Here is a 24,248-nt window from a genome sequence, read left to right as displayed (position 1 = left end):
CGACCGGCCCTACTTGGCGGCCTCGACGAACTCGGTGGTGTACGTCTTGCTCAGGTCGACCTTGGCGTTCTTGATGTTGGGGTTGAACGACTTGAGGACCTTCTCCACGGTCTCCGGGCCGCCCTGGGGCATCACGCCGTCGTCGGTGAACATCGGCAGGGTGCTCTTGATCGCCTGTGCGTAGAGCGCCTTGTCGCCCTGGGAGTAGTCCGCGGGCATCTTGGCGGCGATCTCGTCGGCGCTGTGGGTGGACATCCACTTGAGCGTCTTGACGAATGCATTGGCCAACTTCTGGACGGTGTCCTTGTGTCCGTTCACCCAGTCCGTCTGCATGTACAGACTTGACGACGGGTACGGCCCGCCCAGCGCCTGCTGCGAACCCTCGGGGGTACGCATGTCGAGCAGGATCTTGCCCGCCTTCTTGTCGAGGATCGTCGCGACGGTCGGGTCGGTGGTCATGCCGCCGTCGATCGCGCCCTTCTGCAGTGCCGCGATGAACGTCGGGCCGGCCCCCACCGCGACCGGCGTGAACTCGCTGACGTCCACACCGTTCTTGACCGCGAGGTACTTGGTCAGGAAGTCGGTCGAGGAGCCGAGCCCGGTCACGCCCAGCTTGCGGCCCTTGAAGTCCTTCGGGGAGGTGATGTCGCCCGCCGCATTCTGGGACACGACCTCCACCTCGCCCGGTGCGTGGGAGAACTGCACCACCGATTCCACGGACTTGCCCTTCACCTGGAGGTCGAGGGTGTGGTCGTAGAAGCCGACCGCCCCCTGCACCTGACCGGAGACGAGCGCGGTCTCGGCCTGGACCCCGGCGGGCTCGCTGAGGAGCTGGACGTTCAGGCCCTCGGCCTGGAAGTAGCCGAGACGCTGGGTGAGGATGGCCGGCATGTAGATGACCTTGTCCAGGCCACCGACCATGATCTTGACGCTCTCCCCCTTGCCGCCGCCTCCGCCGCTGCCGGTGTCGGCGGTGGAACTGGCCGCGTCGTTGGCGCAGGCGGTGAGCGACGAGAGGGCGAGCAGTCCGGCGGCGGCCAGCGAGGCGTACCTGGCGGTCTTGCGCATGGCGGTTCACGTCCTTGTGAGAGGGCGGAGCGGGGAACGGAGAAGGGGAACGGCGAAGGGGAACGGAGGGCCGGCTTCAGCTGTCGGAGCCGGTCGGCTTCCAGCGGAAGATGCGGCGCTCGGCGAAGGTCAGCAGCCCTTCGGCGACGAGGGCGACGACCGCGAGGATGACCATCGCGGCATAGACACCGGCGGCGTTGAAGGTGTTCTGCGACTGCGCGACGAGCAGACCGATGCCCTTGGTCGCGCCGATGTACTCGCCGACGATGGCGCCGATGAGCGCGAAGCCGAAGCTGACGTGGAGGCTGGTGAAGATCCAGGAGGTGGCGGACGGGATGACCACCTGAAGCGTCACCCGGCGGTCGCTCGCGCCCAGGATGCGGGCGTTGGCGACCAGGTTCCGGTCCACCTCGCGGGCCCCCTGGAAGGCGTTGAAGAAGACGGGGAAGAACACGAGCACCACGGCCGAGGCGACCTTGGAGGACGGCCCGAGCCCGAACCAGATCAGGAAGATGGGCGCAAGGACGATCCTGGGGATCGAGTTGAGCACCTTGATGTACGGACCAAGCACCTCGGCGAGCAACCTGATCCGCCCGAGCGCGATACCGAGGAGCACACCCGCGACCACGCCGATGCCCCAGCCGAGCAGCGCCTCGTAGAGCGTGTACCAGATCTGCTCGCCCAGAGAGCCGAGCGCCGTACCGTGCGTCATCCAGGTCCAGATCTGGTCCCAGATCTTCGAGGGCATCGAGAAGTTGAACGGATCGATGACCTCGGCGCGGGAGAGCACCTCCCACAGACCGAGGACGACCACCAGGAGCAGCACGCGCGCGGCGTTCACCAGGACCTTGCGGCGGCGGGCCGCCTGGGCGCGGGTGCGGGCGCGATCGGGAGTCTTGGCCGTGTCGACGACCGGGGTGCTGAGAACCTCAGGCGACATGAGCGGCACCCCTCTCGCGGGTGATGCGGACCTCTTCGCCCAGGGACTCCCAGATCTCGCGGTAGATCTCGATGAACCGCGGTTCCAGACGCACCGACTCGACCTTGCGCGGCCGGGGAAGATCGATCTTGAAGACATGCTTGACGGTCGCGGGGCCGGCGGTCATCACGACGACCCTGTCGGCCAGCGCGATGGACTCCTCCAGGTCGTGGGTGACGAAGACGACGGAGGCGCCGGTGCCCTCCCACAGCTCCAGCAGCTCGTCCGACATCAGCGCCCGGGTCTGCACGTCGAGCGCGGAGAACGGCTCGTCCATCAGCAGGATCTCGGGGTCGTTGACGAAGGTGGCGGCGAGGGCGACACGCTTGCGCTGACCCCCGGAGAGCTGGTGCGGGTAGCGGTCCTCGAAGGCGGCGAGCCCGACGCGGGCCAGCCACTCGCGGGCCTTCTCCTTGGCCTCGGCCTTGGGCACGCCCCGGAACCGGGGGCCCGCCATGACGTTCGACAGCACCGTGCGCCAGGGGAAGGTGGCGTCCTGCTGGAAGACGAAACCGACCTTGTCGCCGACGCCCTCGACCGGCTCACCGGCCACCAGCACCTCGCCCTCGGAGGGCTCCTCCAGGCCGCTGACCAGGGTCAGCGTGGTGGACTTGCCGCAACCGGTCGGTCCTACGACGGCCACGAACTCGCCGCGCTCCACGGTGAGGTCCAGGCCGCGCACGGCCGTGTGCAGTCCCCCTGACGGGGTCCTGAAGGTCTTGCTCGCGCCCCGCAGCTCGATGGCGGGGCTGGTGTGTGCGCTCATGGCCCGGGACGGTAGGTGTGGCCCCTGCCACAGCAGCAGTCTTGTGAGCACAAGCCGTTCTTTTGCTCGCAAGGACCTGTTGTGCTCGTTTTGCTCGCGTTAGAACTGCGGAGCCGAAACACGGGCTTAACGCTCGCCGGCCTCGAAGGGAAGGCCTGATGATTGACGTCCTGGTGGTCGACGACGACTTCCGCGTCGCCGAGATAAACGCGAAGTACGTGGGAAAGGTTCCCGGGTTCCGGGTGGCCGCCCGCGCGCACAGCGCCGCCCAGGCCCTTACCGCCGTCGAACGCGGCGGCATCGACCTGGTCCTGCTCGACCACTACCTGCCGGACCGGACCGGCCTCGAACTGGTCCATTCCATGCGGGAGCAGGGCCACGGCACCGACGTCATCATGATCACCGCGGCCAGTGACGTGACGACCGTCCAGCAGGCGATGCGTCTCGGCGCCCTGCACTACCTGGTCAAACCGTTCACCTTCGCCGCCCTGCGCTCCCGGCTCGACTCCTACGCCGCGCTGCGCCGCACCGTCGACCGGGTGGGCGGCCGGGGCCTGACGGGCCAGGAACAGGTCGACCGGATCTTCGGCGCCCTGCGGACGGCCCCCGCCCCGTCCGCACCGGGCCTGCCCAGCGGCCACTCGGAACCCACGACGGACCTGATCTGCGGTGTCCTGCACCACTCCGAGCATCCGTTGTCGGCCCACGAGGTGGCCGCCCGCACGGGCCTTAGCCGGTCCACGGCGCAGCGCTACCTCCGCCACCTGGAACAGGCGGGCCGCCTGCGCCTCTCCCTCAAGTACGGCGACACCGGCCGGCCGGAGCACCGGTACGCCTGGGTGGCGCCCTAGCCCTCCCTCGTCCCGCGTGGCCGGACGCCGCTCTACACGGCTCCGGCGCCGGTCAGCGACCGGACCTCGGTCTCGGCGTACTTGGCCTCGTCCGCGACCTCGTCCGAGGTGACCGTGCCCAGCCAGCCGGCCAGGAACCCGAGCGGGATGGAGACGATCCCCGGGTTCTGCAACGGGAAGTACTGGAAGTCCACGCCTGGGAACAGCGAGCCGGGGCTGCCGGACACCACCGGGGAGAGCAGCACGAGCCCGAGCGCAGGGAGCAGCCCGCCGTAGACCGACCACACCGCACCGCGTGTGGTGAAGTGTCGCCAGAAAAGGGAGTACAGCAGCACCGGCAGGTTGGCCGACGCGGCGACCGCGAAGGCGAGCCCGACCAGGAAGGCGACGTTCAGATCGCGCGCCAGCAGTCCGAGCGCGATCGCGACGACGCCGATGCCGACCGCCGCGAACCGGGCCACCGCCACCTCGCTGCACGCCTTGCCGCGCCGTCGCCGCAGCGACGCGTACAGGTCGTGCGCCACCGAGGCGGACGAGGCCAGCGTGATGCCGGCGACGACCGCGAGGATCGTGGCGAAGGCGACCGCGGCGACGACCGCGAACAGAACCGTTCCCCCCGTGGAACCCGCGCCGCCGCCCAGGTCGAGGGCGAGCAGGGGCATCGCGGTGTTCCCGGCCGCGTTCGAACTCCGCAGGGCCTCCGGTCCCACGACGGCCGCCGCACCGAACCCGAGGACGATCGTCATCAGGTAGAAGCCGCCGATCAGACCGATGGACCACACCGTCGAGCGCCGCGCGGCCCGGGCGGTGGGGACGGTGTAGAAGCGGGACAGGATGTGCGGCAGGCCTGCCGTCCCCAGCACCAGCGCCAGCCCGAGGCTGATGAAGTCCAGCCGGGCGGTCCAGCTCCCGCCGTACTTGAGACCCGGCGCGAGGAACGCCTTCCCCTCACCGCTGCGCTCGGCCGCCATGACCAGCAGCCGGTCGAAGTCGCCGTGGAAGCGCAGCAGGACGAGGACGGTCAGCACGACCGTCCCGCTGAGCAGCAGGACCGCCTTCACGATCTGGATCCAGGTGGTGGCCCGCATTCCTCCCAGCGTCACGTAGACCACCATGAGCGCCCCGACCCCGATGACCGTCCAGGACTGGGCCGCACCGCTCGTCCGGCCCAGCAGCAGCGCCACCAGGCTGCCCGCGCCGACCATTTGCGCCACCAGATACATGACGGACACCGCGACCGAGGAAGTTCCCGCCGCGATCCGCACGGGGCGTTCACGCATCCGTGCGGCAACCACGTCGGCCAGCGTGAACCGCCCGCAGTTTCGCACCAGTTCGGCCACCAGGAACAGCACGACCAGCCACGCCACGAGGAAGCCCACGACGTACAGCAGCCCGTCGTAGCCGTACAGCGCGATGAGCCCCGTCACCCCGAGGAAGGAGGCCGCCGACATGTAGTCGCCCGCGACGGCAAAACCATTCTCCATCGGGGAGAACAGCCGCCCACCGGCGTAGAACTCCTCCGCCGAACCCTGCCGCCTGCGGCTCACCCACGTCGTGATCCCGAGGGTGACGGCCACGAAACCGCTGAACAGCATCAGCGCCAGCGTCTGATGGCCTCCGGTCACGAGGCACCTCCCCGCACACCGCGCGCCAGCTCCTGGGTGTCCCAGCGCAGCTCCAGCGCCGCCCGGTCCCGACGCAGCCGCGCGTGCCGCGCGTAGGCCCACGTGAGCAGGAACGTGGTGAGGAACTGCCCGAGCCCCGCGAGCATGCCCACGTTCACCGCCCCCACCACGGGCCGGGCCATGAGTCCGGGCGCGGCCGTCGCCGCGACCACGTACGCCACGTACCAGACCAGGAAGGCGACCACGCCCGGCACCACGAACCGCCGGTACCTTCCGCGCACCTCCTGGAAGGCCGCACTGCCCTGCACCTCGACGTACACGTCGCCTGCCCGCAGCGCCGAAGCGCTCTGCTCGCCCCGAGCCGACGGCACGGCCGGCCCCGGCATGCCCGGGCCGTCCAGTTCACCCCAGCCGGACGCCAGCGCGTCGTACCAGGGATCTTCGTACCTCACGTCGCGTGCGGGCGCTCCGTGGTCTTCCCCGTGCTCGGCCGGGCTCTCGGGACCGTCCCCTGCTCCGCGGGAACGACCGTTGCTTGACTGCATGCCCAAGGATGGACAGATCGGGAACATCCCCGACCCTTCTTCGGGAGCAAATCACCCCATCTAGTGATTCACCCCGTGGGAGGCCGCACCAGGCCCTTGCCGTAGGCGTAACGCACCGCCTGCGCCCGGTCCTTGAGGCCGGTCTTGGCGAAGAGGTTGTTGATGTGTGTCTTCACGGTCGCGGTGGAGACGTGCAGCGCGCGGGCGATCTCCTGGTTGGAGAGGCCCTCGGCGATCAGCACCAGCACCTCGGTCTCCCGGGCCGTCAGCCCGTCGGGCGGCTCCGCGGCGGCCGGTTCGGACGCCGGCGGCTCGGACCGCGAAAGCCGCTCCAGCAGACGGCGCTGCACACTCGGCGACAGACCCGCGTCCCCTGACAGCACGCTCTCCACGGCCCGCACGATCTCGTCGCCGCCCGCGTCCTTGGTCAGATAGCCGCGGGCGCCGGCCCGCAGCGCGGGGAACAGCGACTCGTCGTCCCCGAACGTGGTGAGCACGACGACCTGCGTACCGGGGTACTGCGCCCGGATCCGCCGCGTGGCCTCCACCCCGTCGCACCGGGGCATCCGGAGATCCATCAGGACGACGTCCGGGGCCAGTTCACCGACCAGCCGTACCGCCTCCTCGCCGTCCCCGGCGGCACCCACGACCTCCAGGCCCGGCAGCAGCCCGAGCAGCATCACGATGCCCTCCCGCACCACGGTCTGGTCGTCGGCGACCACCACCCGTGCGGGCTTCTTCTCCCCCTCCTCGACCGTCATACGGGCACCTTCAGCGTCACCACGAACCCTTCGTCGTCCGGCCGCGCGTCCAGCGAACCGCCCAGCAGTTCGGCGCGCTCCCGCATACCCAGCAGACCGTACCCGCCGCCAGTGCCCGCGAGTTCATCCGTCCGACCCCCTGAGTCCCTGACGTCCAGCGTGACTTCGTGGACGCCGTAGTCGAGTCGCAGGTGCACCTTGGCGCCCTGGGCGTGCTTACGCACGTTCGTCAGGGCCTCCTGCGCGACCCGGCGTACGGCCTGGGACGCCTCGGCCGGCAGAGCCCTGCGCTCACCCGTGACGGTGACCGCCGCGCCGTCGGCCGTGCTGACGAGCTCGGCGAGGAAGTCCTCCAGCGGAGTCAGGTCACCCCGCAGCGCGGACAGAGCCTGCCGGGTCTCCGCCAGGCCGTCGCGGGCCATGCCCCGTGCCGCCACCACCCGCTCGAGGATCTGCTCCCGTTCGGCGCCCCGCTCGATCAGCAGACGGGCCGCCTCCAAGTGCACGAGCTGCGCCGACAGGCTGTGCGCGAGCACGTCGTGGATCTCCCGAGCGATCCGCGAGCGTTCGTTCAGCGCTGCCGACTCGGCCTCGGCCGCCCGGGCGGCACGCTCCTGCGCGAGCAGTCGCTGTGCGTTGCCCCGGGCCTCCGCGTCCAGGCGCAGCACATACCCCGCGAGCGCCATGCCCACCACAGTGACGGCCGTGGTCAGCCAGGCGTCGGTGTCGAACACGGAGTACGAGGCCAGGGCCACCGCTGCCACCGGCGTGGCCGCCGCGAGCGGAAGTCTCTCCAGAGCGCTCACCGCGCAGCCGCACCAGATCACGAGGGCCGGCACCGCGAATCCGGTGGCCTGGGCGGCCACCGCGATGGCCAGAAGCACGGCCGTGAGCGCGAGGGAGGGTGCCAGCCGGTGGGCGTAGGTCGTCCGGAAGAAGGCCCAGGCGACGAACCCGGCGCCGACGACCCCGGCCGCCGCCGCCAGTGCTCCCCAGATCCCGATGTGCTGGTGATCGAACGCGCCCCACAGGAGGGTGCCGAGCACCAGGGTCCGGACGGCCCAGGCGAGCATGCGCCGGGGCCGGGTGGTTCCCGCGCGGCCGAGCGCTTCGCGAGACGGCCAGCGTGTCCATGCGTCCCCGCTCACACGTGCTCCTTCCACGCCGGCCTCCTTTCGTCACCGTACGCCGGGGCGGGGCGACTCATGTCGTCGAGCGACTGCGCCCGCCAGGCCAGCATTCCGCCGCGGACGAGCAGGGTCCCGGCGAGGCCGAGCATCAGGGCGGCGCTGTCCTGGTGCACGCCGAGCGCGGAACCGACGGCGAAGACACCGGCCCGCAGAGCGAGGCCCACACCCCATACCGCGACGCTCGCCTTGGTGCTCCTGGTCCAGACGGCACCGTCCTGAGCCGTCCAGACCCGGGTGGTCCAGGCCCAGCCGGCGCCGGTGGCCAGGCCTATGAGCAGCTCCACCGCTAGCAGCACGGCGGCTTCCGCACGGTGGTGGCCGTCGAGGACACCGGGGTCACGCAACGCGACGACGCCGAGGATCACCGGCAGTAGCCACCAGCGTCGATCCGTGTCGATCGCGCGGGCACGGAACTGCCGAGCGATCACGACCGCGGCGACGGCGACGATCACCAGCGCGTTGACGAGCCCGGACATCAGAGCCTCCGTGAGCGAGAAGGTCATGCCGGGAGCGAGCGCTGCCGACGCCTTCGAAATTACGGAAGTCCGCAGGTCAGGGGATCGGAGCAGGGGTGGATCGCGGGTGGAACCGCAAGGGGCTCTCTCTCCACCCAAGGGTGGAGAGAGGTGAGGGTGGAGAGAGGCGAGGGTTGGGGTGCGCGTCCGCATGAGCGCACAGGACCGGAAGCAGGCCCGGGACCGGGACAGTCCACACGACTCGGCGCCGCTGGGCGGTCCGCACCTTCGACGCGCGGCCCCTGGCGCCGGCGCAGGTGGGGTCCCTGCCGCGGCGACCCGGCCGGTCGCTGGAGGCGGCCCCGAGTGAGCCGTTCCCACACAGGTGCGCGCCCGCAGGTCGGCCGCCCCGTCAACAGGGCGGCAGACCTGAAGAAACCCGGGCCGAAGCCGGGCGCAGCGGCTACGCGTCGATGCGCGACCGGTCCAGCGTCGCCGCGGAGCCGGAGATGAACTCCTTGCGCGGCGCCACGTCGTTGCCCATGAGCAGGTCGAAGACCTGCTCGGCGGCCTCCAGGTCGGAGAGGTTGATCCGGCGCAGCGTGCGGTGGCGCGGATCCATCGTGGTCTCGGCCAGCTGGTCGGCGTCCATCTCGCCCAGACCCTTGTAGCGCTGGATGGAGTCCTTGTACCGGACGCCCTTGCTCCGGAACTCCATGAGCGTGTCCCGCAGCTCGCGGTCCGAGTACGTGTAGACGTACTTGTCCTGACCCTTCCTGGGCTGGATCAGCTCGATGCGGTGCAGCGGGGGCACCGCGGCGAAGACCCGGCCCGCCTCGACCATCGGCCGCATGTAGCGCTGGAACAGCGTGAGCAGCAGGCAGCGGATGTGGGAGCCGTCCACATCGGCGTCGGTCATCATGATGATCTTGCCGTAGCGGGCCTGCTCGATGTCGAACGTACGGCCCGAGCCGGCTCCTATGACCTGGATGATCGCGCCGCACTCGGCGTTCTTGAGCATGTCGGTCACCGACGAACGCTGCACGTTGAGGATCTTGCCGCGGATCGGCAGCAGCGCCTGGAACTCGGAGTTCCGCGCCAGCTTGGCCGTACCGAGCGCGGAGTCACCCTCGACGATGAACAGCTCGCTGCGGTCGACGTCGTCGCTCCGACAGTCGGCGAGTTTCGCCGGCAGGGACGAGGACTCCAGGGCGGTCTTCCGTCGCTGGGCGTCCTTGTGCTGGCGGGCCGCCACACGGGTGCGAGCGGCCGCGACCACCTTCTCCATGACGACCCGGGCCTGGGCGGCGGCGTCACGCTTGGTAGAGGTCAGGAACGCCTTGAGTTCCTTGGTGATCACGTTGAACACGATCCGACGGGCCGCGGAGGTACCGAGCACCTCCTTGGTCTGCCCCTCGAACTGTGGTTCGGCCAGGCGCACGGTGACCACCGCGGTCAGGCCTTCGAGGGCGTCGTCCTTGGCGATGTCGTCCTCGGCCACACGCAGCAGCTTCTTGGCGCGTACCGCCTCGAGCAGCGTCTTGGTGACGGCCTGCTCGAAACCGGCGACGTGGGTGCCGCCCTTGGGCGTGGCGATGATGTTGACGAACGAGCGCAGGGTGGTGTCGTAGCCCGTGCCCCAGCGCATCGCGACGTCCACGCCCAGCTCGCGGGTGACCTCGGTGGGGGTCATCTGGCCGTGCTCGTCCAGGACCGGGACCGTCTCCTTGAAGCTGCCCTGCCCGGAGAAGCGGAGGATGTCGCAGACCGGCTTGTCGCTGGCGAGGTACTCGCAGAACTCGCTGATGCCGCCGTCGAAGCGGAAGGACTCCTCGCCCTTGCTGCCGCCCTCGCCGAGGCCGTACTCGTCACGGACGACGATCGTCAGGCCCGGCACCAGGAACGCGGTCTGCCGCGCGCGCTGGTGCAGCGTCTCCAGGGAGAGCTTGGCGTCCTTGAGGAAGATCTGCCGGTCGGCCCAGTACCGCACGCGCGTGCCCACGCGGCTCTTGGGGATCCTCTTGGTCTTGACCAGCCCGACGCCGGCCTCGAACTTGGCCTCGGCGCCGTTCCCGCGGAAGGCACCCGGCACACCGCGCCTAAAGCTGATGGCGTGGGTGTGGCCGCCACGGTCCACCTCGACGTCCAGCCGGGCGGAGAGGGCGTTGACCACGGAGGCGCCCACGCCGTGCAGACCGCCGGAGGCGGCGTACGAGCCGCCGCCGAACTTGCCGCCGGCGTGCAGCTTGGTCATGACGACCTCGACGCCGGAGAGGCCGGTCTTGGGCTCGACGTCCACGGGGATGCCTCGGCCGTTGTCGCGCACCTCCACCGAGCCGTCGTCGTGGAGGACGACGTCGATGTGGTCGCAGTAGCCGCCGAGGGCCTCGTCCACGGAGTTGTCGATGATCTCCCAGAGGCAGTGCATCAGGCCACGACTGTCGGTCGAGCCGATGTACATGCCAGGGCGCTTGCGCACGGCCTCGAGGCCCTCGAGGACGAGCAGGTGCCGCGCGGTGTAGTTGGAACCGTCCCGGTCTGCTCCTGCCAGCAGCGCTGTGGACGGCACGGACGTATCGGCGGTCACGCGGTTCGCTCCTCGCTGAATTTCAGGTGCCCCCTTTTGGGCAAGGGGGCGGCTTCGGTCGCCGCACAGAGGGTACCGAGGCCTGGTAGAGCCGGTGTAACGCCACCCTCTTCGGAAACTCAGACTAGTCCAGGCTCGCATGCATGTTCGATCCCTCGATGGAGTGAAGTACACATCACGTTCCCTTGGAGGCATGAACCATTTAGGCTCCGGGCACGTCCTCATGAACAACCGGCAACCCAGCCGGGAGGACCGAGACACTAGACAGCGCGAACCCGTAAGCACCTAAGACACGCAATACGGCACATTCGCCGCCAACCGGCAGCAGACAGCCGCCCCGAAAGATTTTTTCGAGGAAAAGCCACGAGCGGGAACGTTTTCGGGCTGGTTGGATGTTGACCCTGGTACGACAGCTCGTCGAGCTAGAGAAGAGGCGACGTGACTACTGTTCTGACCCCCGCGAGCCCGTTGACGGCCGCCGATCGCTGCGACCGCTGCGGCGCCCAGGCATACCTGCGCGTCGTCCTGCTCAGCGGCGGAGAACTGCTCTTCTGCGCCCACCACGGTCGCAAGTTCGAGCCGGAACTCAAGAAGATCGCCGCTGAGATACAGGACGAGACGGAGCGGCTGACCTCCGCTCCCAGCAACGCCGCCGAAGAAGAGCGCTGAATCTCGCACACCCGACGAGCCAGCCCCGGCACAGGCCGGTGAACGGGCGGCCGCTCCCCACCAGGAGCGGCCGCCCGTGCTCATACCCGTATGCAGGGCCTCAGGAGCCCGTGTGGGTCCCTCCCGGTCCGCCCGCGCGCGGCCGCAGCGTCCTGACGATCTCCGAGACGCGGGTGTAGACGCCGGGATTGCCCGGCCTCCCGCACCCGCTCCCCCAGGACACGAGTCCGATCAGCCGGCCTCCGGCCACCAGCGGGCCGCCGCTGTCGCCCTGGCAGGCGTCAGGGCCTCCGGTGGCCTCACCGGCGCACAGCATGGTGCCGGCCCGGTAGGTGCCGTCGAAGCCGCCCGGATAGGCGCGGGCGCACTGATCGTCCGGCAGTACGCTCACCCGTGCGGCGTGGAGCCGGCGCGGATATGCACCCCCGCCGGTCGTGTCCCCCCATCCGGAGACGAGGGCCCGTGTGCCCGGCGTGTACGCGGCGTCGCCCGGCCCCGCCATGGCGACGACCGCGCTCTGCGGCAGAGCCTCGGCGAGAGTGAGGACGGCGAAGTCGCCGGAGTTGGTCGAGGCCTGGTAACCGGGGTTCACCCAGACGTCCCGTACGGCGACCTCCTGGCCTTCACCCGACAGCAGGTCCGTACGGCCCGCGATGACCCTGAGATCGCCCACCCGGTCGGGAGGGTCGCCGAGGACGTCCTCCGCCATGCAGTGGGCCGCGGTGACGACCATGGTCCGCTCGATCGCGACACCGCCGCAGAACTGCCCCGCGCGCGTACCCCCGAATCGGTCACGGCTGGCCACCGCCACCGTCCACGGGGCCTGGGAGACATCAATCGGGAACCCTCCGACCACCACGCTGTCGGCGGCCGCCGGGGCCGCGCCCACCAGGGGTATGGCAGCCATCGTGGCCGCCAGGGCCAGCGGCCGGATCAGTGCCCGGGCAACGAGACGACGCATGCAGGCTCCTCACTCTGCGCTCCTACTGGACACCCAGAGTCATCCAGGGAGCCGTCGCGCGCAGCACGAGGCGCCCACCCGCGCAGCACGGCGCAGGCCCGGCTCCCTCATGGGAGCCGGGCCTTCGCCGTCGTACGACCTGAACCAGTCGAGCGGACTAGTCGAGGTAATCGCGCAGCACCTGCGAACGCGACGGGTGGCGCAGCTTCGACATCGTCTTGGACTCGATCTGCCGGATGCGCTCACGCGTCACGCCGTAGACCTTGCCGATCTCGTCGAGGGTCTTCGGCTGACCGTCGGTGAGACCGAACCGCATGGAGACGACGCCGGCCTCGCGCTCGGACAGGGTGTCCAGAACGGAGTGCAGCTGCTCCTGCAAGAGCGTGAAGCTGACGGCATCGGCGGGGACGACGGCCTCGGAGTCCTCGATGAGGTCACCGAACTCGCTGTCGCCGTCCTCACCCAGGGGGGTGTGCAGCGAGATGGGCTCGCGGCCGTACTTCTGGACCTCGATGACCTTTTCCGGGGTCATGTCGAGCTCCTTGGCCAGCTCCTCCGGGGTGGGCTCGCGGCCCAGGTCCTGGAGCATCTGGCGCTGCACGCGCGCGAGCTTGTTGATGACCTCGACCATGTGCACCGGGATACGGATGGTGCGGGCCTGGTCGGCCATGGCGCGGGTGATCGCCTGACGGATCCACCAGGTGGCGTACGTGGAGAACTTGTAGCCCTTGGTGTAGTCGAACTTCTCGACCGCGCGGATCAGACCGAGGTTGCCCTCCTGGATGAGGTCCAGGAAGAGCATGCCGCGGCCGGTGTAGCGCTTGGCCAGTGAGACCACCAGACGGAGGTTGGCCTCCAGGAGGTGGTTCTTGGCGCGGCGGCCGTCCTCGGCGATGATCTCCAGCTCGCGCTTGAGCTTAGGGGCGAGCTTGTCGGCGTTGGCCAGCTTGTCCTCGGCGAACAGACCCGCCTCGATGCGCTTGGCCAGCTCCACCTCCTGCTCGGCGTTGAGCAGGGGGACCTTGCCGATCTGCTTCAGGTAGTCCTTGACCGGGTCGGCGGTGGCACCGGCCGCGGCGACCTGCTGGGCCGGAGCGTCGTCCTCGTCCTCGTCGGACAGGACGAAGCCCGCGTTCTCCGTGCCCTCGGGCTCGTCGGCAGCGGCCTTGGTGTCCTCGAGAACCTCTTCCTCGAGGATCTCGCCGTCGTCCTTCTTGCCTGCCGTCGTCTTCTTCGCGGCCGTCTTCTTCGCGACGGTCTTCTTGGCGGCGGTCTTCTTGGTGGCCGTCGCCTTCTTGGCCGCGGCCTTCTTGGCGGGTGCGGCTTCCTCGTCGGGGTCGACGGCCGGCGGGTCCGCGGGCGTGGCGGGGGCAGCTGTGGCGGTGGCCTTCCTGGTGGTCACCGTCTTCGCCGCGACCGTCTTGGTGGCGGTGCGCTTCGCCGGGCTCTTCGCTGCGACGCTCTTTCGGGTGCGCTTGGGCTCTGCGGCACTGACCATCAGCGTCACACCCTCTTCCTCAAGAATCTGGTTGAGGCTGCGCAGTACGTTCTTCCACTGAGTGGCCGGAATCTGGTCAGCTTCGAAGGCCCGACGCACATCGTCGCCGGCGATCTGCCCCTCAGCCTTTCCCCGCTCAATGAGCGCCATGACAGAGACGGACTCGGCGATCTCCGGCGGGAGCGTACGGGATGTGCTGGCCGACACGAACAACCTCTCGGAACGTTGGAAAACGGCTTCCGGCCCCGTCCACTGCGGACAGGAGCCGACCACCGGCCTGGGGATGGGCCGACGGCGCGGGCGGGGGCCGGGAGGATGCACAGCGCCTGTCATGGCGTCCGTATTCCCTCCGCGGCTGTTACCTCTTAGGTCATCGCGCTGTTTCCGCGAGCGTTACGCCCAATCTTCGTGGCCCGAGTCACACCCCGTAAGCGGTCAAAAACGGTCAGATAATGACATATGGATCATCCCCGGCTTCGTTCCCGGTTGCCCTCACCACCATGGTGCGCCTTCAGGAACGCGATCCTCGCGTCACCGGACAGCGCTGGACCCCGCCGGATCCCGCCGGACCCCACCGGGCTCCAGAAGGATCCGGTGGGGTCCGGCGACGGCGGACACCAGGGCTCCCGGGTCGCGCGGAACGACCCGGCGCGCCACGAGGTCCGCGACGGCGCCGCACACCCGCGGCCGCACCGACTCGACGCGGATCAGTGCTCGCGCGGTGCGGGAACGACGCGCTCCACCTCGGGGTGGGTCGTCAGCAACTGACGCATGGCAGCCTCCGCCGCCGCACCGTCGCCGGTTCCGAGGGCGTCGACGATCCGCGCGTGCTGCGCGAGGGAGGCCTCGTTCGGGCGGTCACAGCCCGTGACCGGGCCGCCGGAGACCTGGAGGGCCGCCGAGACGATGCCGGACAGGTGCTCCAGCATGCGGTTGCCGGCGATCTGGATGAGGAGTCCGTGGAACTCGTTGTCGGCGCGCGAGTAGGTCAGCGCGTCACCCTGCGCCATGGCGTGACTCATGATCTCGACCATGTCGCAGAGGCGCTGCTGCACCTCCTCGCGCCCGTGGCCCGCGGCGAGGCGCGCCGCCAGCGGCTCGATCGTCCAGCGCAGTTCGCTCAGCTCCCGGCGCTGGTCGTCGCGCTGCGGCCCGAAGGCCCGCCACTCGATGATGTCCGGGTCGAGGAGGTTCCAGTCGCTGACGGGACGCACGCGCGTGCCGACATTGGGCCGGGCACTGACCAGCCCCTTGGCCTCGAGGACACGGAGCGACTCACGGACGACGGTGCGGGAGACCTCGAAGCGCTGGCCGATCTCCTCGGGCACCAGCGGGCGGTCCGCGCCCAGGTCACCGGAGACGATCATCTGTCCCAGCTGCTGAACGAGTTGGCCGTGGAGCCCGCGGCCGCGGCTGCCGGCGGCCCGCCGGCCGACGCGGCCCAGATCCGGATCCGTGCCCTCCCAGGAGGGCGCGCCGACGCGGTCGGTCACCGGCGCGTCGGTGTACGGGTAGCGGTCGAGATCGCCCGGGCCTGCCAGACCTGAGTCGGCGTTGCGGGCGGCGGTCATCATGGTGTGCGCAAGGGTACTCACGGATCCTTTGTCGGCGTCGTCTCCAACTCCCTTGAGGGCTTTGGTGAAAAGCACACGAAAGGGTGATCGCTCACCCCGTCGCAATTGACGCCTTATCGGAAAGAAATGGGCTTTCGGTGGGGAGTTGTGCGCACATAGGGTTCTGAAACGCACGGGCGATCGTCATCGGACCCTGGTGCGCAGCGCCGTGCGCAGATACGCGCAGAGCAGTGCCGTCAGCGACAACATCAGTGCTCCGCCCACGGGTTGAGCGAACATTCGCAGAGCGCCGACCAGGTAGCGCTCCCCTCCGAAGGGCCACTGCAGGAGCAGAAGTTCACGCATCCGCATCGGTAGCCCGGCCGCCAACCGCGCACCCGAGCCCTGGAGCGCCCTGTGCACGAGCGGTACGAGGAGGACGGGTACGGCGAGCACGGCGGCCAGACCGGCCGAGGTGGAGCGGAACACACCGGCCGCCAGCACACCGGCCCACGCGCAGCCGAGGATGAGCGTGAACCAACTCGCGGTCAGCAAGAGCCAGTCCGCGGGAACTTGTGCCAGCTCCCGTCCGTAGAGGAGATAAAGCACTTCGGCGTTGCAGCCCACCGTGATGAAGGCCAGCAGCAGTGCGGTGGCTCCGGAGACGAGGAGTTTCGCGGTCAGCAGCCCCAGCCGGCGGGGCACGGTGCCGCGGTCCGCCGCCAGGGCGGGGTGGCGGAACTCGTCCCCGAAGGCCAGCGCGCCGAGCAGGCCCGCCGCGAGCGCCGCGGGCGGCAGCGGCAGCTCTCGCGGCCACGCGGCGAACAGCCGCTCCTGCGGTGTGTGCCCGATCCGGGCCAGCACGACGGCGGTCAGCACGGACACCACCAGCGCGGCACCGCAGGTGAGGAAGCCGGTGCCGATTCCACTGGACCGCCGGATCTCGTAGCGAAGGGGGCGGAGGGGGGCGGGGGCGGGGCGGACGGAGATCGGGGGCGGGAGGGGGGAGAGCGGGTCGGGTGTGCGGTCACCGTCTGCCGGTGAAGTGCTTTCAGGCTGCGGTTTCGTTGTGACGGGATTCCTGGCGCCGGGCAGGCGGCGAGTACGGGAGGCGGGGATGCTCGCCGACTTAGCGCTCGGGTTACCGGTCTTCGCCGCCTCGCCCTTCGTCGCCTCTTCGGACATCGAGGTCCCGGCCATCGAGGCCGGGGAGTCGTCCGTGCTCGATCCGCTCGTGTCCTCGGACGACCGCCGGATGTCGACTTCGCTGATCACCTTGGTCGGGATCGCCGCCCGGCCGGCCGCGGTGGCTTCGTGCCCGGTCTTCGGCTGCCGCTCCCTCGAGGTGGAGCCCTGCCGTGCGGCGCCCTGAGCCGTTGCCGCGCCGTCCGGCGCCGGGGCACCCTGTTCCGACGCGGGCACACCGAACGCGGAGGCGCCCGTCGGCGAGCCGGACTCCGCCGCCCGCCATTCCGTCACCGGCAGGTGGAGCTCGACGGTGCTCGGCTCGGAGTTCGACAGGTCGCGTTCCGCGGTGACGGGCTCGGAGGCCGACTGAGCGCGTCCCGTGCGGGTCGGCTCGACCGCCGACGGGCCTCGCTCCGCGGAACCACGCTCGGGCGTGTGCCGGGCGGCCTCCGCCGTCGGCCACCGCACCGTCGGCACGTCGGACTGGGCGCGCTCCCGATCCCCGGTGGGCGTCTCGTCCCCTGCGGTTCGCAGTCGCTCCCCCGCAACGACGGCGGACTCGGTACCGGCGGCGGATTCCGGCGCGTCAAGGCTCGACCCGATTCGGTCCTGCTCTGCCACCGGAGTGTCCGCCGTACCTTGCTTGCGCTGCACCGACGGCGAGGCTGCCGCCGCTCGTTCGGCTGGACCGCTGGTGCGGGTGGTTGACCTCCCACCCGCCGGTGAGGAGTCCGGCCCCGCGATGTCCCGCTGTGCCGGTCGCGTCCCGGTCGGGGGCGCCGTCTCGCTCCCGTCGGATTCGGCGCCAGGTCCCATGTCACCGACCTCGTCCGCCAGTTGATGGACAAGGATGCCGTGGCGGAAGGCGGTCTCGCCGACGTCGGCCGTCGTGCTGCCGTACACCGAAAGACGGTTGCCACCCTCCCGTACGACTTCCACGGACCGGCGGGCGGTACGGGCCTCCTTGGCGAGGAGAGCCGCGAGGCGCGCCGCGTGGGGGCTGCGGACGGCCACGCGGGGCCGCAGCCGGGTCCGGGCGAACGCACGGGCTTCCTGGTCGGCGACAAGCCTGCCGCCTTCCAGAGTGACGACCCGGTCCGCCGTGCGCGCGGCCTCCTTGGGGTCACTGGTGGTGAGGAGCACGGTGCCGCCCTGCCGGGCGTGGGCCCGGAGCATGCCGTGCAACCATTGCGCCTCACGGACGGAGAGGCCGTCGGTGGGAGCGTCCAGGACGAGCGTGTGCGGGTCGGGCAGCAGGGCGCAGGCCAGGCCGAGTCTGCGGTCCATGCCCTGGGACAGTGTGCCGAGGCGTTCCTCGCGAAGGCTGACGAGACCGACCACTTCCAGGACCTCGTCGGCGCGCCGTGCGGGAAGTCCCGACGCCGCGCACAGCATGCGCAGATGGCCGCGGACCGAGCGGGCCGGATGCCCGGGCACGTCCCCGAGCAGCACGCCGACCTCACGCGAGGGGTGGGCGATCCGGTGCAGGGGCCGCCCCTTGAAGTAGGTGATGCCACGGCCGCCTTGAAGTTCGAGCATCAGCCTGAGCGCCGTCGTCTTACCCGCGCCGGGACCGCCGAGGAGCACGGTGACGTGGCCGGCGCGCGCCTCGAAGGAGACGTCGTCGACGGCGGGCGGGTGCGCCTTGCGGGGGTTGCTGGTAAGTCCGAAGGCCTGGATCACCTGCAGCAAGATAGCGCGCTATGTCCGGTTTTTTGATGTATAGCGCGATTTGGAGCCGAGTCCCGTCCCGACCACCCCGTCCGTGTACGCCGTTCGACGGAACCAGGCACCCTCGTGCGAGGGACTGCCCAGCGGCGCCCGGGTAACCACGCCACCGTCCGTCTCAGACCTCGGGCCGCAGCATCGGCGGGTTGAGCAGGGTGGCTCCGCCGGCGCGGAAGAGCTGCGCCGGGCGGCCGCCCTGGCGGGTGGTCGTACCTCCTGTGGGGACCAGGAAGCCAGGGGTACCCGTGACCTTGCGGTGGAAGTTGCGCGGGTCGAGGGCCACACCCCAGACCGCCTCGTACACCCGGCGCAGCTCTCCGACGGTGAATTCGGGCGGGCAGAACGCCGTGGCCAGCGACGAGTACTCGATCTTGGACCTGGCCCGCTCCACCCCGTCGGCGAGGATCTGGTGATGGTCGAACGCGAGCGGCGCCACCGGCTCTCCGTCGCGGCCGTAACCGCCCTGCTGCAGCAGTTCCTCGACGGGTGCCCAGCGCGCGTTGCTCGCGTCTCCACCCGCGCGCGGCGCCGGCAGGTCGGGCGCGAGTGCGAGGTGCGCGACGCTGACCACCCGCATGCGCGGGTCCCGCTTGGGGTCGCCGTAGGTGGCGAGCTGTTCGAGGTGCGCTCCGTTGTCCTGGGCCGGGACGGAGGCATCGTGGGCGTGCAGCCCGGTCTCCTCGGCCAGCTCGCGCGCCGCCGCCTGGGAGAGGTTCTCGTCGTCCCGTACGAAGCCGCCGGGCAGCGCCCAGCGCCCCTGGAAGGGGGGCTCGCCCCTGCGTACCGCCAGCGCGCACAGGGCATGGCGGCGCACGGTCAGCACGACCAGGTCCACGGTGACGGCGAAGGGCGGAAACGCTGACGGGTCGTAGGGCATGCGGCGATCATAGTCGTCTGCCTGACGATAAACACTCCCTTCTGGGCCGCATCAATGGTGGTTCCGCTTCGTTCCGTTATCAGTTCCTCTCCTGCTCACCGTTGTCCCTCCGCGCCCGTGCCGCACCGGTCCCGTCCTCCGCCGGGTCCGCCGCACGGATGCGCGTGGCGCCCGCGCCGCGACTGCCGGGACGTGAGGCTTCGGTGGCCGACCGCCGCGGAGCGGGACCGGAGCCGGTCGGCCGACGCCGTCCATTCGCCGCACCAGCCGTGCGCGGGCCGTCGCCGCTGTCGGCGGACCGCACTCGGCGGCGTCGTCGTGTACCCGTCCGCGCGCCCGTCGTCACTCCCGGCTCTTCCGCCGGGTGAGCGACCGCACGCGGGGCCGGGGGTGCGATGCGCGCAGGAGCGGGCCGAGCCGGCTCTGTCGCATCCGGCCCCGGGTGCTCGGAGGGTTTTGCCGGCGTACACCCCGGGCGTTCCGCGTGTCGTTCCGTGCCTTGCCCTCGGAGGCAGCGGCGGATGGCCTCCGGGTCGAGTCCCTCGTTGCAGGCTTGGTGCAGCAGCCGGGCGAAGAGGTAGTCGGGATCCGCGCCGAGCGCCATGGCCAGCGCCTCCCGGGCCTCCAGTTCGTCCCCCGTCGACCACGCGACCCAGCCGGCGAGGGTCAGCGGTGCGGCGGCGTGCTCGCCATAGGGGCCGACGCAGCGGCGGGCCAGGGTACGCCAGAGCCGGAGAGCCGGCCCGGCCTCGTCGCCCTCCATCCATGCGGCCGCCCGATCGCGTGTCGTCCGGTCCTGGAGCCCGAGGATGAGCGTTGCCGCCTCGTCGTGTCCGACCAGGTCGTCGTCGCGCAGGTCGGCCGGATGCGCGCCGGTGACGGGCGCCGCGGCGGCGAAGCGGCGGATGATCCGCTCGGCGAGGGCGAGGGTCTCGTCGGCGACGGCCGCACGGCTCGCCTCGTCCAGAATGCGAGGCACCAGGGACATGCCGGCCGCGTCGAGAGCGATCTCCTGCTCCAGGGCGGCCGTGGTCTCCCAGGGCTGGAGCCTCGCCCGCAGTTCCCTCAAGGTGCCGCGGACCTGGATGCCGGCGTAGGTGGCCGCGGCGGCGAGTACGGAGGTGCCGGGGAGGCCCATCGGCGAGCCGTCCTCGGGGCAGCAGCCCTTGGTCGGACAGCAGTAGCTCCAGAAGCGCCCGCCGGAGATGCACAGCGCTTCGATGACCGGCACATCGAGGTCTCCGCACTCGGTGCGCAGCCGATGGGCCAGCCCTTCGAGCCGCCGTTTGACGTCCAGGCCGGATTCACCGGGAGCCGGTTCCTGACAGACGTAGGCCACCATCTGCTCGGGCCGGGCTCCGCGTCGCTCGCTGCCGACGACGAGGCCGCGGGCGAGTTGTCGGGCGGCCGCCTGCCAGTCCTCCTCGCCGGCCGGGATGCCCAGCCGGGCCCGGCCGCCGAACCTGCCCCGCCCCTCGCGGTCGTGGAGGGCCACCAGCACCATGCTGTCCTCGGGGCGGTAGCCGAGCAGGTAGGGCAGTGCGTCGGCCAGCTCCGCCGGGGTACGCAGGGTCACCTGCGTCTCGTGCGCGGACGCTGCCGCCGAGGGTTCGCGCCCCGGGATGTCGCTGTCGTCGAAGGGTCCGGTCGTTTCGCTGTGATTCGCCATGCGCAGACGATCCCGCGGAAATGGATATTCCGGTTTGACCTGTGGATAAGTCGAATCAGGGACACGACAAGGTGATCGGCGTCGTCCACAGTCACGGGCCGCGGCCGCCCGCTTGTCGGTCCCGTCCTGTTGTATGGAACGCATGGAGCACACGAGCAACACGGACCTCCGGGCGCAGGCCGACACCGTCCTCGCCCGGCTCGTCGGGGACGACACGGGCGCGGCCCGGCTGCGCGAGGACCAGTGGCGGGCGATCGAGGCACTGGTCGCCGACCGCCGCCGGGCCCTGGTCGTGCAGCGCACGGGATGGGGCAAGTCCGCCGTGTACTTCGTGGCGACCTCTCTGCTGCGGGCGCAAGGAAGCGGGCCCACGGTGATCGTGTCGCCGCTGCTCGCACTGATGCGCAACCAGGTGGAGGCCGCGGCCCGGGCCGGCATTCACGCCCGGACCATCAACTCCGCCAACACCGAGGAATGGGAAGCCGTCCAGGGCGAGATCGCCGCGGGCGAGGTGGACGTCCTGCTCGTGAGTCCCGAGCGCCTCAACAATCCCGACTTCCGCGACCAGGTCCTGCCGAAGCTGTCTGCCGCGACCGGCCTGCTCGTCGTCGACGAGGCCCACTGCATCTCCGACTGGGGCCACGACTTCCGTCCCGACTACCGACGGCTGCGCACCATGCTCGGTGACCTCCCGCCCGGCGTCCCCGTACTCGCCACCACGGCCACGGCGAACGCACGGGTCACGGCGGACGTCGCCGAGCAGCTGGGCACGGGTGGCACGTCGGACGCCCTGGTGCTGCGCGGACCGCTGAACCGGGAGAGCCTCAGCCTCGGCGTGCTGCGGCTGCCGGACGCCGCGCACCGCATGGCATGGCTGGCCGACCATCTCGACGACCTGCCGGGGTCCGGGATCGTCTACACCCTCACCGTCGCCGCCGCCGAGGAGGTCACGGCCTTCCTGCGACAGCGCGGGCACGTCGTGGCGTCGTACACGGGCAAGACGGAGAACGCCGAACGGCAGCAGGCCGAGGACGATCTGATCGCCAACCGGGTCAAGGCGTTGGTCGCCACCTCCGCGCTCGGCATGGGTTTCGACAAACCCGACCTCGGCTTCGTGATCCACCTGGGGTCGCCCTCCTCCCCCATCGCCTACTACCAGCAGGTGGGGCGGGCCGGCCGTGGCGTCGAACACGCCGAGGTGCTGCTGCTGCCGGGCAGGGAGGACGAGGCGATCTGGGAGTACTTCGCCTCCCTGGCGTTTCCCTCCGAGGATCTCGTCCGCCGCACGCTCGACGTCCTCTCGCAGGCGGACAGGCCACTGTCGCTGCCGGCGCTCGAGCCCCTGGTGGAGCTGCGCCGCTCCCGGCTGGAGACCATGCTGAAGGTCCTCGACGTGGACGGCGCGGTGCATCGGGTCAAGGGCGGCTGGGTCGCGACGGGGCAGCCGTGGTCGTACGACGCCGAGCGCTACGACTGGGTCGCCCGTCAGCGTACGGCCGAGCAGCAGGCGATGCGTTCGTACGCGTCCACCGACGAGTGCCGGATGGAGTTCCTGCAGCGGCAGTTGGACGACGAGGGTGCCAAGCCGTGCGGCCGTTGCGACAACTGCGCGGGACCGCGCTTCACCGCGGACATGTCCACGGCCGCGCTCGACGCCGCGCGGAGCGATCTGGGCCGTGCCGGGGTCGAGGTGGAGCCTCGCCGTATGTGGCCGACCGGTCTGTCGGCCGTGGGTATCTCCCTCAAGGGGCGTATCCCAGCAGGTGAGCAGGCATCCCCGGGACGGGCTCTGGGGCGATTGTCGGACATCGGGTGGGGCAACAGGCTGCGTCCCCTCTTCGCTCCCCGGACGCCGGACGCACCGGTCCCGGACGATGTGGCGCGAGCCGTGGTCGACGTGCTCGCCGACTGGGCCAGAGGGCCCGGCGGCTGGGCGCCGGGGGCACCCGAGGCACAGACCCGTCCGGCAGGTGTGGTCACCATCGCCTCGCGCACCCGGCCGCAGCTGGTCCACTCCCTTGGCTCCCGCATCGCCGAGATCGGCCGTCTTCCCCTGCTCGGTTCCATCGAGTACCTCGGAGACGCGCCGCGGATGCCGCGCAGCAACAGCGCTCAGCGGCTCAAGGCTCTCGACGGTGCGCTGACGGTTCCGCCGTCTCTGGCGTCGGCGCTCGCCGACGCTCCGGGTCCCGTCCTCCTGGTCGACGACTTCACGGAGACGGGATGGACCCTCGCGGTCGCGGCACGCCTGCTCAGAAGGTCGGGCGCGACAGGAGTGTTGCCGCTGGTCCTAGCAGTCCAAGGGTGACGGCCCGGCCACCGACGGCAGCCGAGCGTGATCAGGCCGGAGGCCCCAGGCGTCATGGGCCGACGCTGTGGGTAGGGATATAAACCCCGCACCGCCCGATAACAGGCGGTGGCGCCAATTGCTCGTTGCCGCATCCCAGTTCGACAGGAAGAATTGAGATCCGCTCCCGCACGGCTCCCCCGTGCTCCGGTTGGGCTTCGCTGCGGTGCGCGCTCCCCCGAATCCGACCTCGCCCGCAGTATGGGCGCGTAGCCGAAGGGAGGAACGTGACCTTCGGATTCGCCTCGTCCTCGGCGGCCTCGTTGTCGACGTCCGCATCTGCTGCTTCCGCCAGTCGCCTGCTCGAGCTCGCCGAGTGGGCTGCCGCCGGGATCCCGCTGCTGCGCAACCCCCGTGAGGTCGTCAGTGGGCTGCACGCCCGCCATCACCCGAAGCCGGGCACGGCGATCGTGGCCGTACTCGATCCGGACGAACGGCTGTGCGCCAGCGCCTCGTTCATACGCCGCCCGGCGCCCGCCGACGGCTGGATGTTCCGCAACGCGCTCCTGTCCCAGCTGCGCCGGGTCATTCCGCACGACCTGCGGCGCCGCTCACCCGTGCGCACGGCCGTACTGCTCTACTGCCGTGACGGCGACGCGCGTTGGACCGAGGAGGACGGCGCCTGGATGTGGGGGCTGCGCGACGCCTGCACGCTGCACGGGCTGCGCTGCGGGGCGTACATCACCCTGACACAGGACGGCTGGCAGGTGCTCGGCGAAGGACGCGGCGGACGCCGGCCCAACGCCCACTCCGCACCGGAGCCCTTCGCCATGTCGGAGGTCCCGCCGCTCGCGCCACGTACCGGCGGTCCGGTCTCGGAGGTCCTGCGCCGCGCCGCGGCCCGCTGAGCCGTCGGGCTTCGGGGCGGGACATCCGCAGAACTGTCAGCGCCCGCCGACCGCGCAGGGCTTGCAGCTCACGCAAGAGGGCA

At 70.6% G+C, this 24,248-nt stretch carries 19 protein-coding genes; 4 read left to right on the top strand and 15 right to left on the bottom strand.

What is annotated here, in order from left to right:
* Window positions 1–9: 9 nt before the first annotated feature.
* From ACF08B_RS12885 to ACF08B_RS12875, 3 genes are all read right to left on the bottom strand, one after another.
* Window positions 10–1,068 (bottom strand): ABC transporter substrate-binding protein, encoded by a 1,059-nt coding sequence (locus ACF08B_RS12885; protein WP_392317369.1) that lies wholly within the window; start codon window positions 1,066–1,068, stop codon window positions 10–12.
* Window positions 1,069–1,144: 76 nt separating this feature from the next.
* A complete protein-coding gene (locus ACF08B_RS12880; protein WP_392317368.1) occupies window positions 1,145–2,008 on the bottom strand; it encodes an ABC transporter permease in 864 nt (287 codons plus the stop codon).
* Window positions 1,998–2,813 (bottom strand): ABC transporter ATP-binding protein, encoded by an 816-nt coding sequence (locus ACF08B_RS12875; protein WP_392317367.1) that lies wholly within the window; start codon window positions 2,811–2,813, stop codon window positions 1,998–2,000. Before ACF08B_RS12875 ends, ACF08B_RS12880 begins: the two co-directional genes overlap by 11 nt.
* A 158-nt stretch (window positions 2,814–2,971) precedes the next feature.
* On the opposite strand from ACF08B_RS12875, the gene ACF08B_RS12870 reads away from it, so the two are divergent.
* Complete coding sequence (locus tag ACF08B_RS12870; RefSeq protein ID WP_392317366.1) at window positions 2,972–3,664, top strand: response regulator; 693 nt, start codon at window positions 2,972–2,974, stop codon at window positions 3,662–3,664.
* Window positions 3,665–3,696: 32 nt separating this feature from the next.
* On the opposite strand, the gene ACF08B_RS12865 is transcribed toward ACF08B_RS12870, so the two are convergent.
* The 6 genes from ACF08B_RS12865 to ACF08B_RS12840 form a co-directional block, all read right to left on the bottom strand.
* Window positions 3,697–5,289 (bottom strand): cation acetate symporter, encoded by a 1,593-nt coding sequence (locus ACF08B_RS12865; RefSeq protein WP_392317365.1) that lies wholly within the window; start codon window positions 5,287–5,289, stop codon window positions 3,697–3,699.
* A complete protein-coding gene (locus ACF08B_RS12860; RefSeq protein ID WP_392317364.1) occupies window positions 5,286–5,741 on the bottom strand; it encodes a DUF485 domain-containing protein in 456 nt (151 codons plus the stop codon). The genes ACF08B_RS12865 and ACF08B_RS12860 overlap by 4 nt, the downstream gene beginning before the upstream one ends.
* A 161-nt stretch (window positions 5,742–5,902) precedes the next feature.
* On the bottom strand, window positions 5,903–6,595 hold the full coding sequence (locus tag ACF08B_RS12855; RefSeq protein ID WP_392317363.1) for a response regulator: 693 nt from the start codon (window positions 6,593–6,595) through the stop codon (window positions 5,903–5,905).
* Window positions 6,592–7,743, bottom strand: coding sequence for a sensor histidine kinase (locus tag ACF08B_RS12850; RefSeq protein WP_392317362.1), 1,152 nt, complete (start codon window positions 7,741–7,743; stop codon window positions 6,592–6,594). The genes ACF08B_RS12855 and ACF08B_RS12850 overlap by 4 nt, the downstream gene beginning before the upstream one ends.
* Window positions 7,740–8,261 (bottom strand): DUF1453 domain-containing protein, encoded by a 522-nt coding sequence (locus ACF08B_RS12845; protein ID WP_392317718.1) that lies wholly within the window; start codon window positions 8,259–8,261, stop codon window positions 7,740–7,742. The genes ACF08B_RS12850 and ACF08B_RS12845 overlap by 4 nt, the downstream gene beginning before the upstream one ends.
* A gap of 442 nt (window positions 8,262–8,703) precedes the next feature.
* Window positions 8,704–10,827 (bottom strand): type IIA DNA topoisomerase subunit B, encoded by a 2,124-nt coding sequence (locus ACF08B_RS12840; RefSeq protein ID WP_392317361.1) that lies wholly within the window; start codon window positions 10,825–10,827, stop codon window positions 8,704–8,706.
* A gap of 438 nt (window positions 10,828–11,265) precedes the next feature.
* On the opposite strand from ACF08B_RS12840, the gene ACF08B_RS12835 reads away from it, so the two are divergent.
* Window positions 11,266–11,496, top strand: coding sequence for a hypothetical protein (locus tag ACF08B_RS12835; RefSeq protein WP_073897693.1), 231 nt, complete (start codon window positions 11,266–11,268; stop codon window positions 11,494–11,496).
* A 100-nt stretch (window positions 11,497–11,596) separates the two neighbouring features.
* Here ACF08B_RS12835 and ACF08B_RS12830 read toward each other — a convergent pair whose 3' ends face one another.
* The 6 genes from ACF08B_RS12830 to ACF08B_RS12805 all read right to left on the bottom strand — a co-directional run bounded on the left by ACF08B_RS12830 (window position 11,597) and on the right by ACF08B_RS12805 (window position 20,970).
* Window positions 11,597–12,457: a S1 family peptidase gene (locus ACF08B_RS12830; protein ID WP_392317360.1), complete on the bottom strand. Its 861-nt coding sequence runs from the start codon at window positions 12,455–12,457 to the stop codon at window positions 11,597–11,599.
* Window positions 12,458–12,614: 157 nt separating this feature from the next.
* Complete coding sequence (locus tag ACF08B_RS12825; protein ID WP_392317359.1) at window positions 12,615–14,162, bottom strand: RNA polymerase sigma factor; 1,548 nt, start codon at window positions 14,160–14,162, stop codon at window positions 12,615–12,617.
* Window positions 14,163–14,662: 500 nt separating this feature from the next.
* Window positions 14,663–15,550 carry a FadR/GntR family transcriptional regulator gene (locus ACF08B_RS12820; protein WP_392317358.1) on the bottom strand — a complete coding sequence of 296 codons (888 nt, stop codon included), beginning with the start codon at window positions 15,548–15,550 and terminating at the stop codon, window positions 14,663–14,665.
* Between the two features lie 162 nt (window positions 15,551–15,712).
* Window positions 15,713–18,379, bottom strand: a complete 2,667-nt coding sequence (locus tag ACF08B_RS12815; protein ID WP_392317357.1) for an ATP-binding cassette domain-containing protein — start codon at window positions 18,377–18,379, stop codon at window positions 15,713–15,715.
* A gap of 163 nt (window positions 18,380–18,542) precedes the next feature.
* Window positions 18,543–19,301 (bottom strand): NUDIX domain-containing protein, encoded by a 759-nt coding sequence (locus ACF08B_RS12810; RefSeq protein ID WP_392317356.1) that lies wholly within the window; start codon window positions 19,299–19,301, stop codon window positions 18,543–18,545.
* A 79-nt stretch (window positions 19,302–19,380) separates the two neighbouring features.
* A complete protein-coding gene (locus ACF08B_RS12805) occupies window positions 19,381–20,970 on the bottom strand; it encodes a DUF4192 domain-containing protein (protein WP_392317355.1) in 1,590 nt (529 codons plus the stop codon).
* 142 nt (window positions 20,971–21,112) lie between these two features.
* Between ACF08B_RS12805 and ACF08B_RS12800 the strand changes: the two genes are divergently transcribed.
* Window positions 21,113–23,278 (top strand): RecQ family ATP-dependent DNA helicase, encoded by a 2,166-nt coding sequence (locus ACF08B_RS12800; RefSeq protein ID WP_392317354.1) that lies wholly within the window; start codon window positions 21,113–21,115, stop codon window positions 23,276–23,278.
* Window positions 23,279–23,544: 266 nt separating this feature from the next.
* On the top strand, window positions 23,545–24,165 hold the full coding sequence (locus tag ACF08B_RS12795) for a hypothetical protein (RefSeq protein WP_093474117.1): 621 nt from the start codon (window positions 23,545–23,547) through the stop codon (window positions 24,163–24,165).
* Window positions 24,166–24,248: the final 83 nt, after the last annotated feature.

This window comes from Streptomyces sp. NPDC015139, assembly GCF_043079785.1.
GTDB classification, from domain to species: domain Bacteria; phylum Actinomycetota; class Actinomycetes; order Streptomycetales; family Streptomycetaceae; genus Streptomyces; species Streptomyces albidocamelliae.
This window is presented reverse-complemented; position numbering and strand designations above follow the sequence as displayed.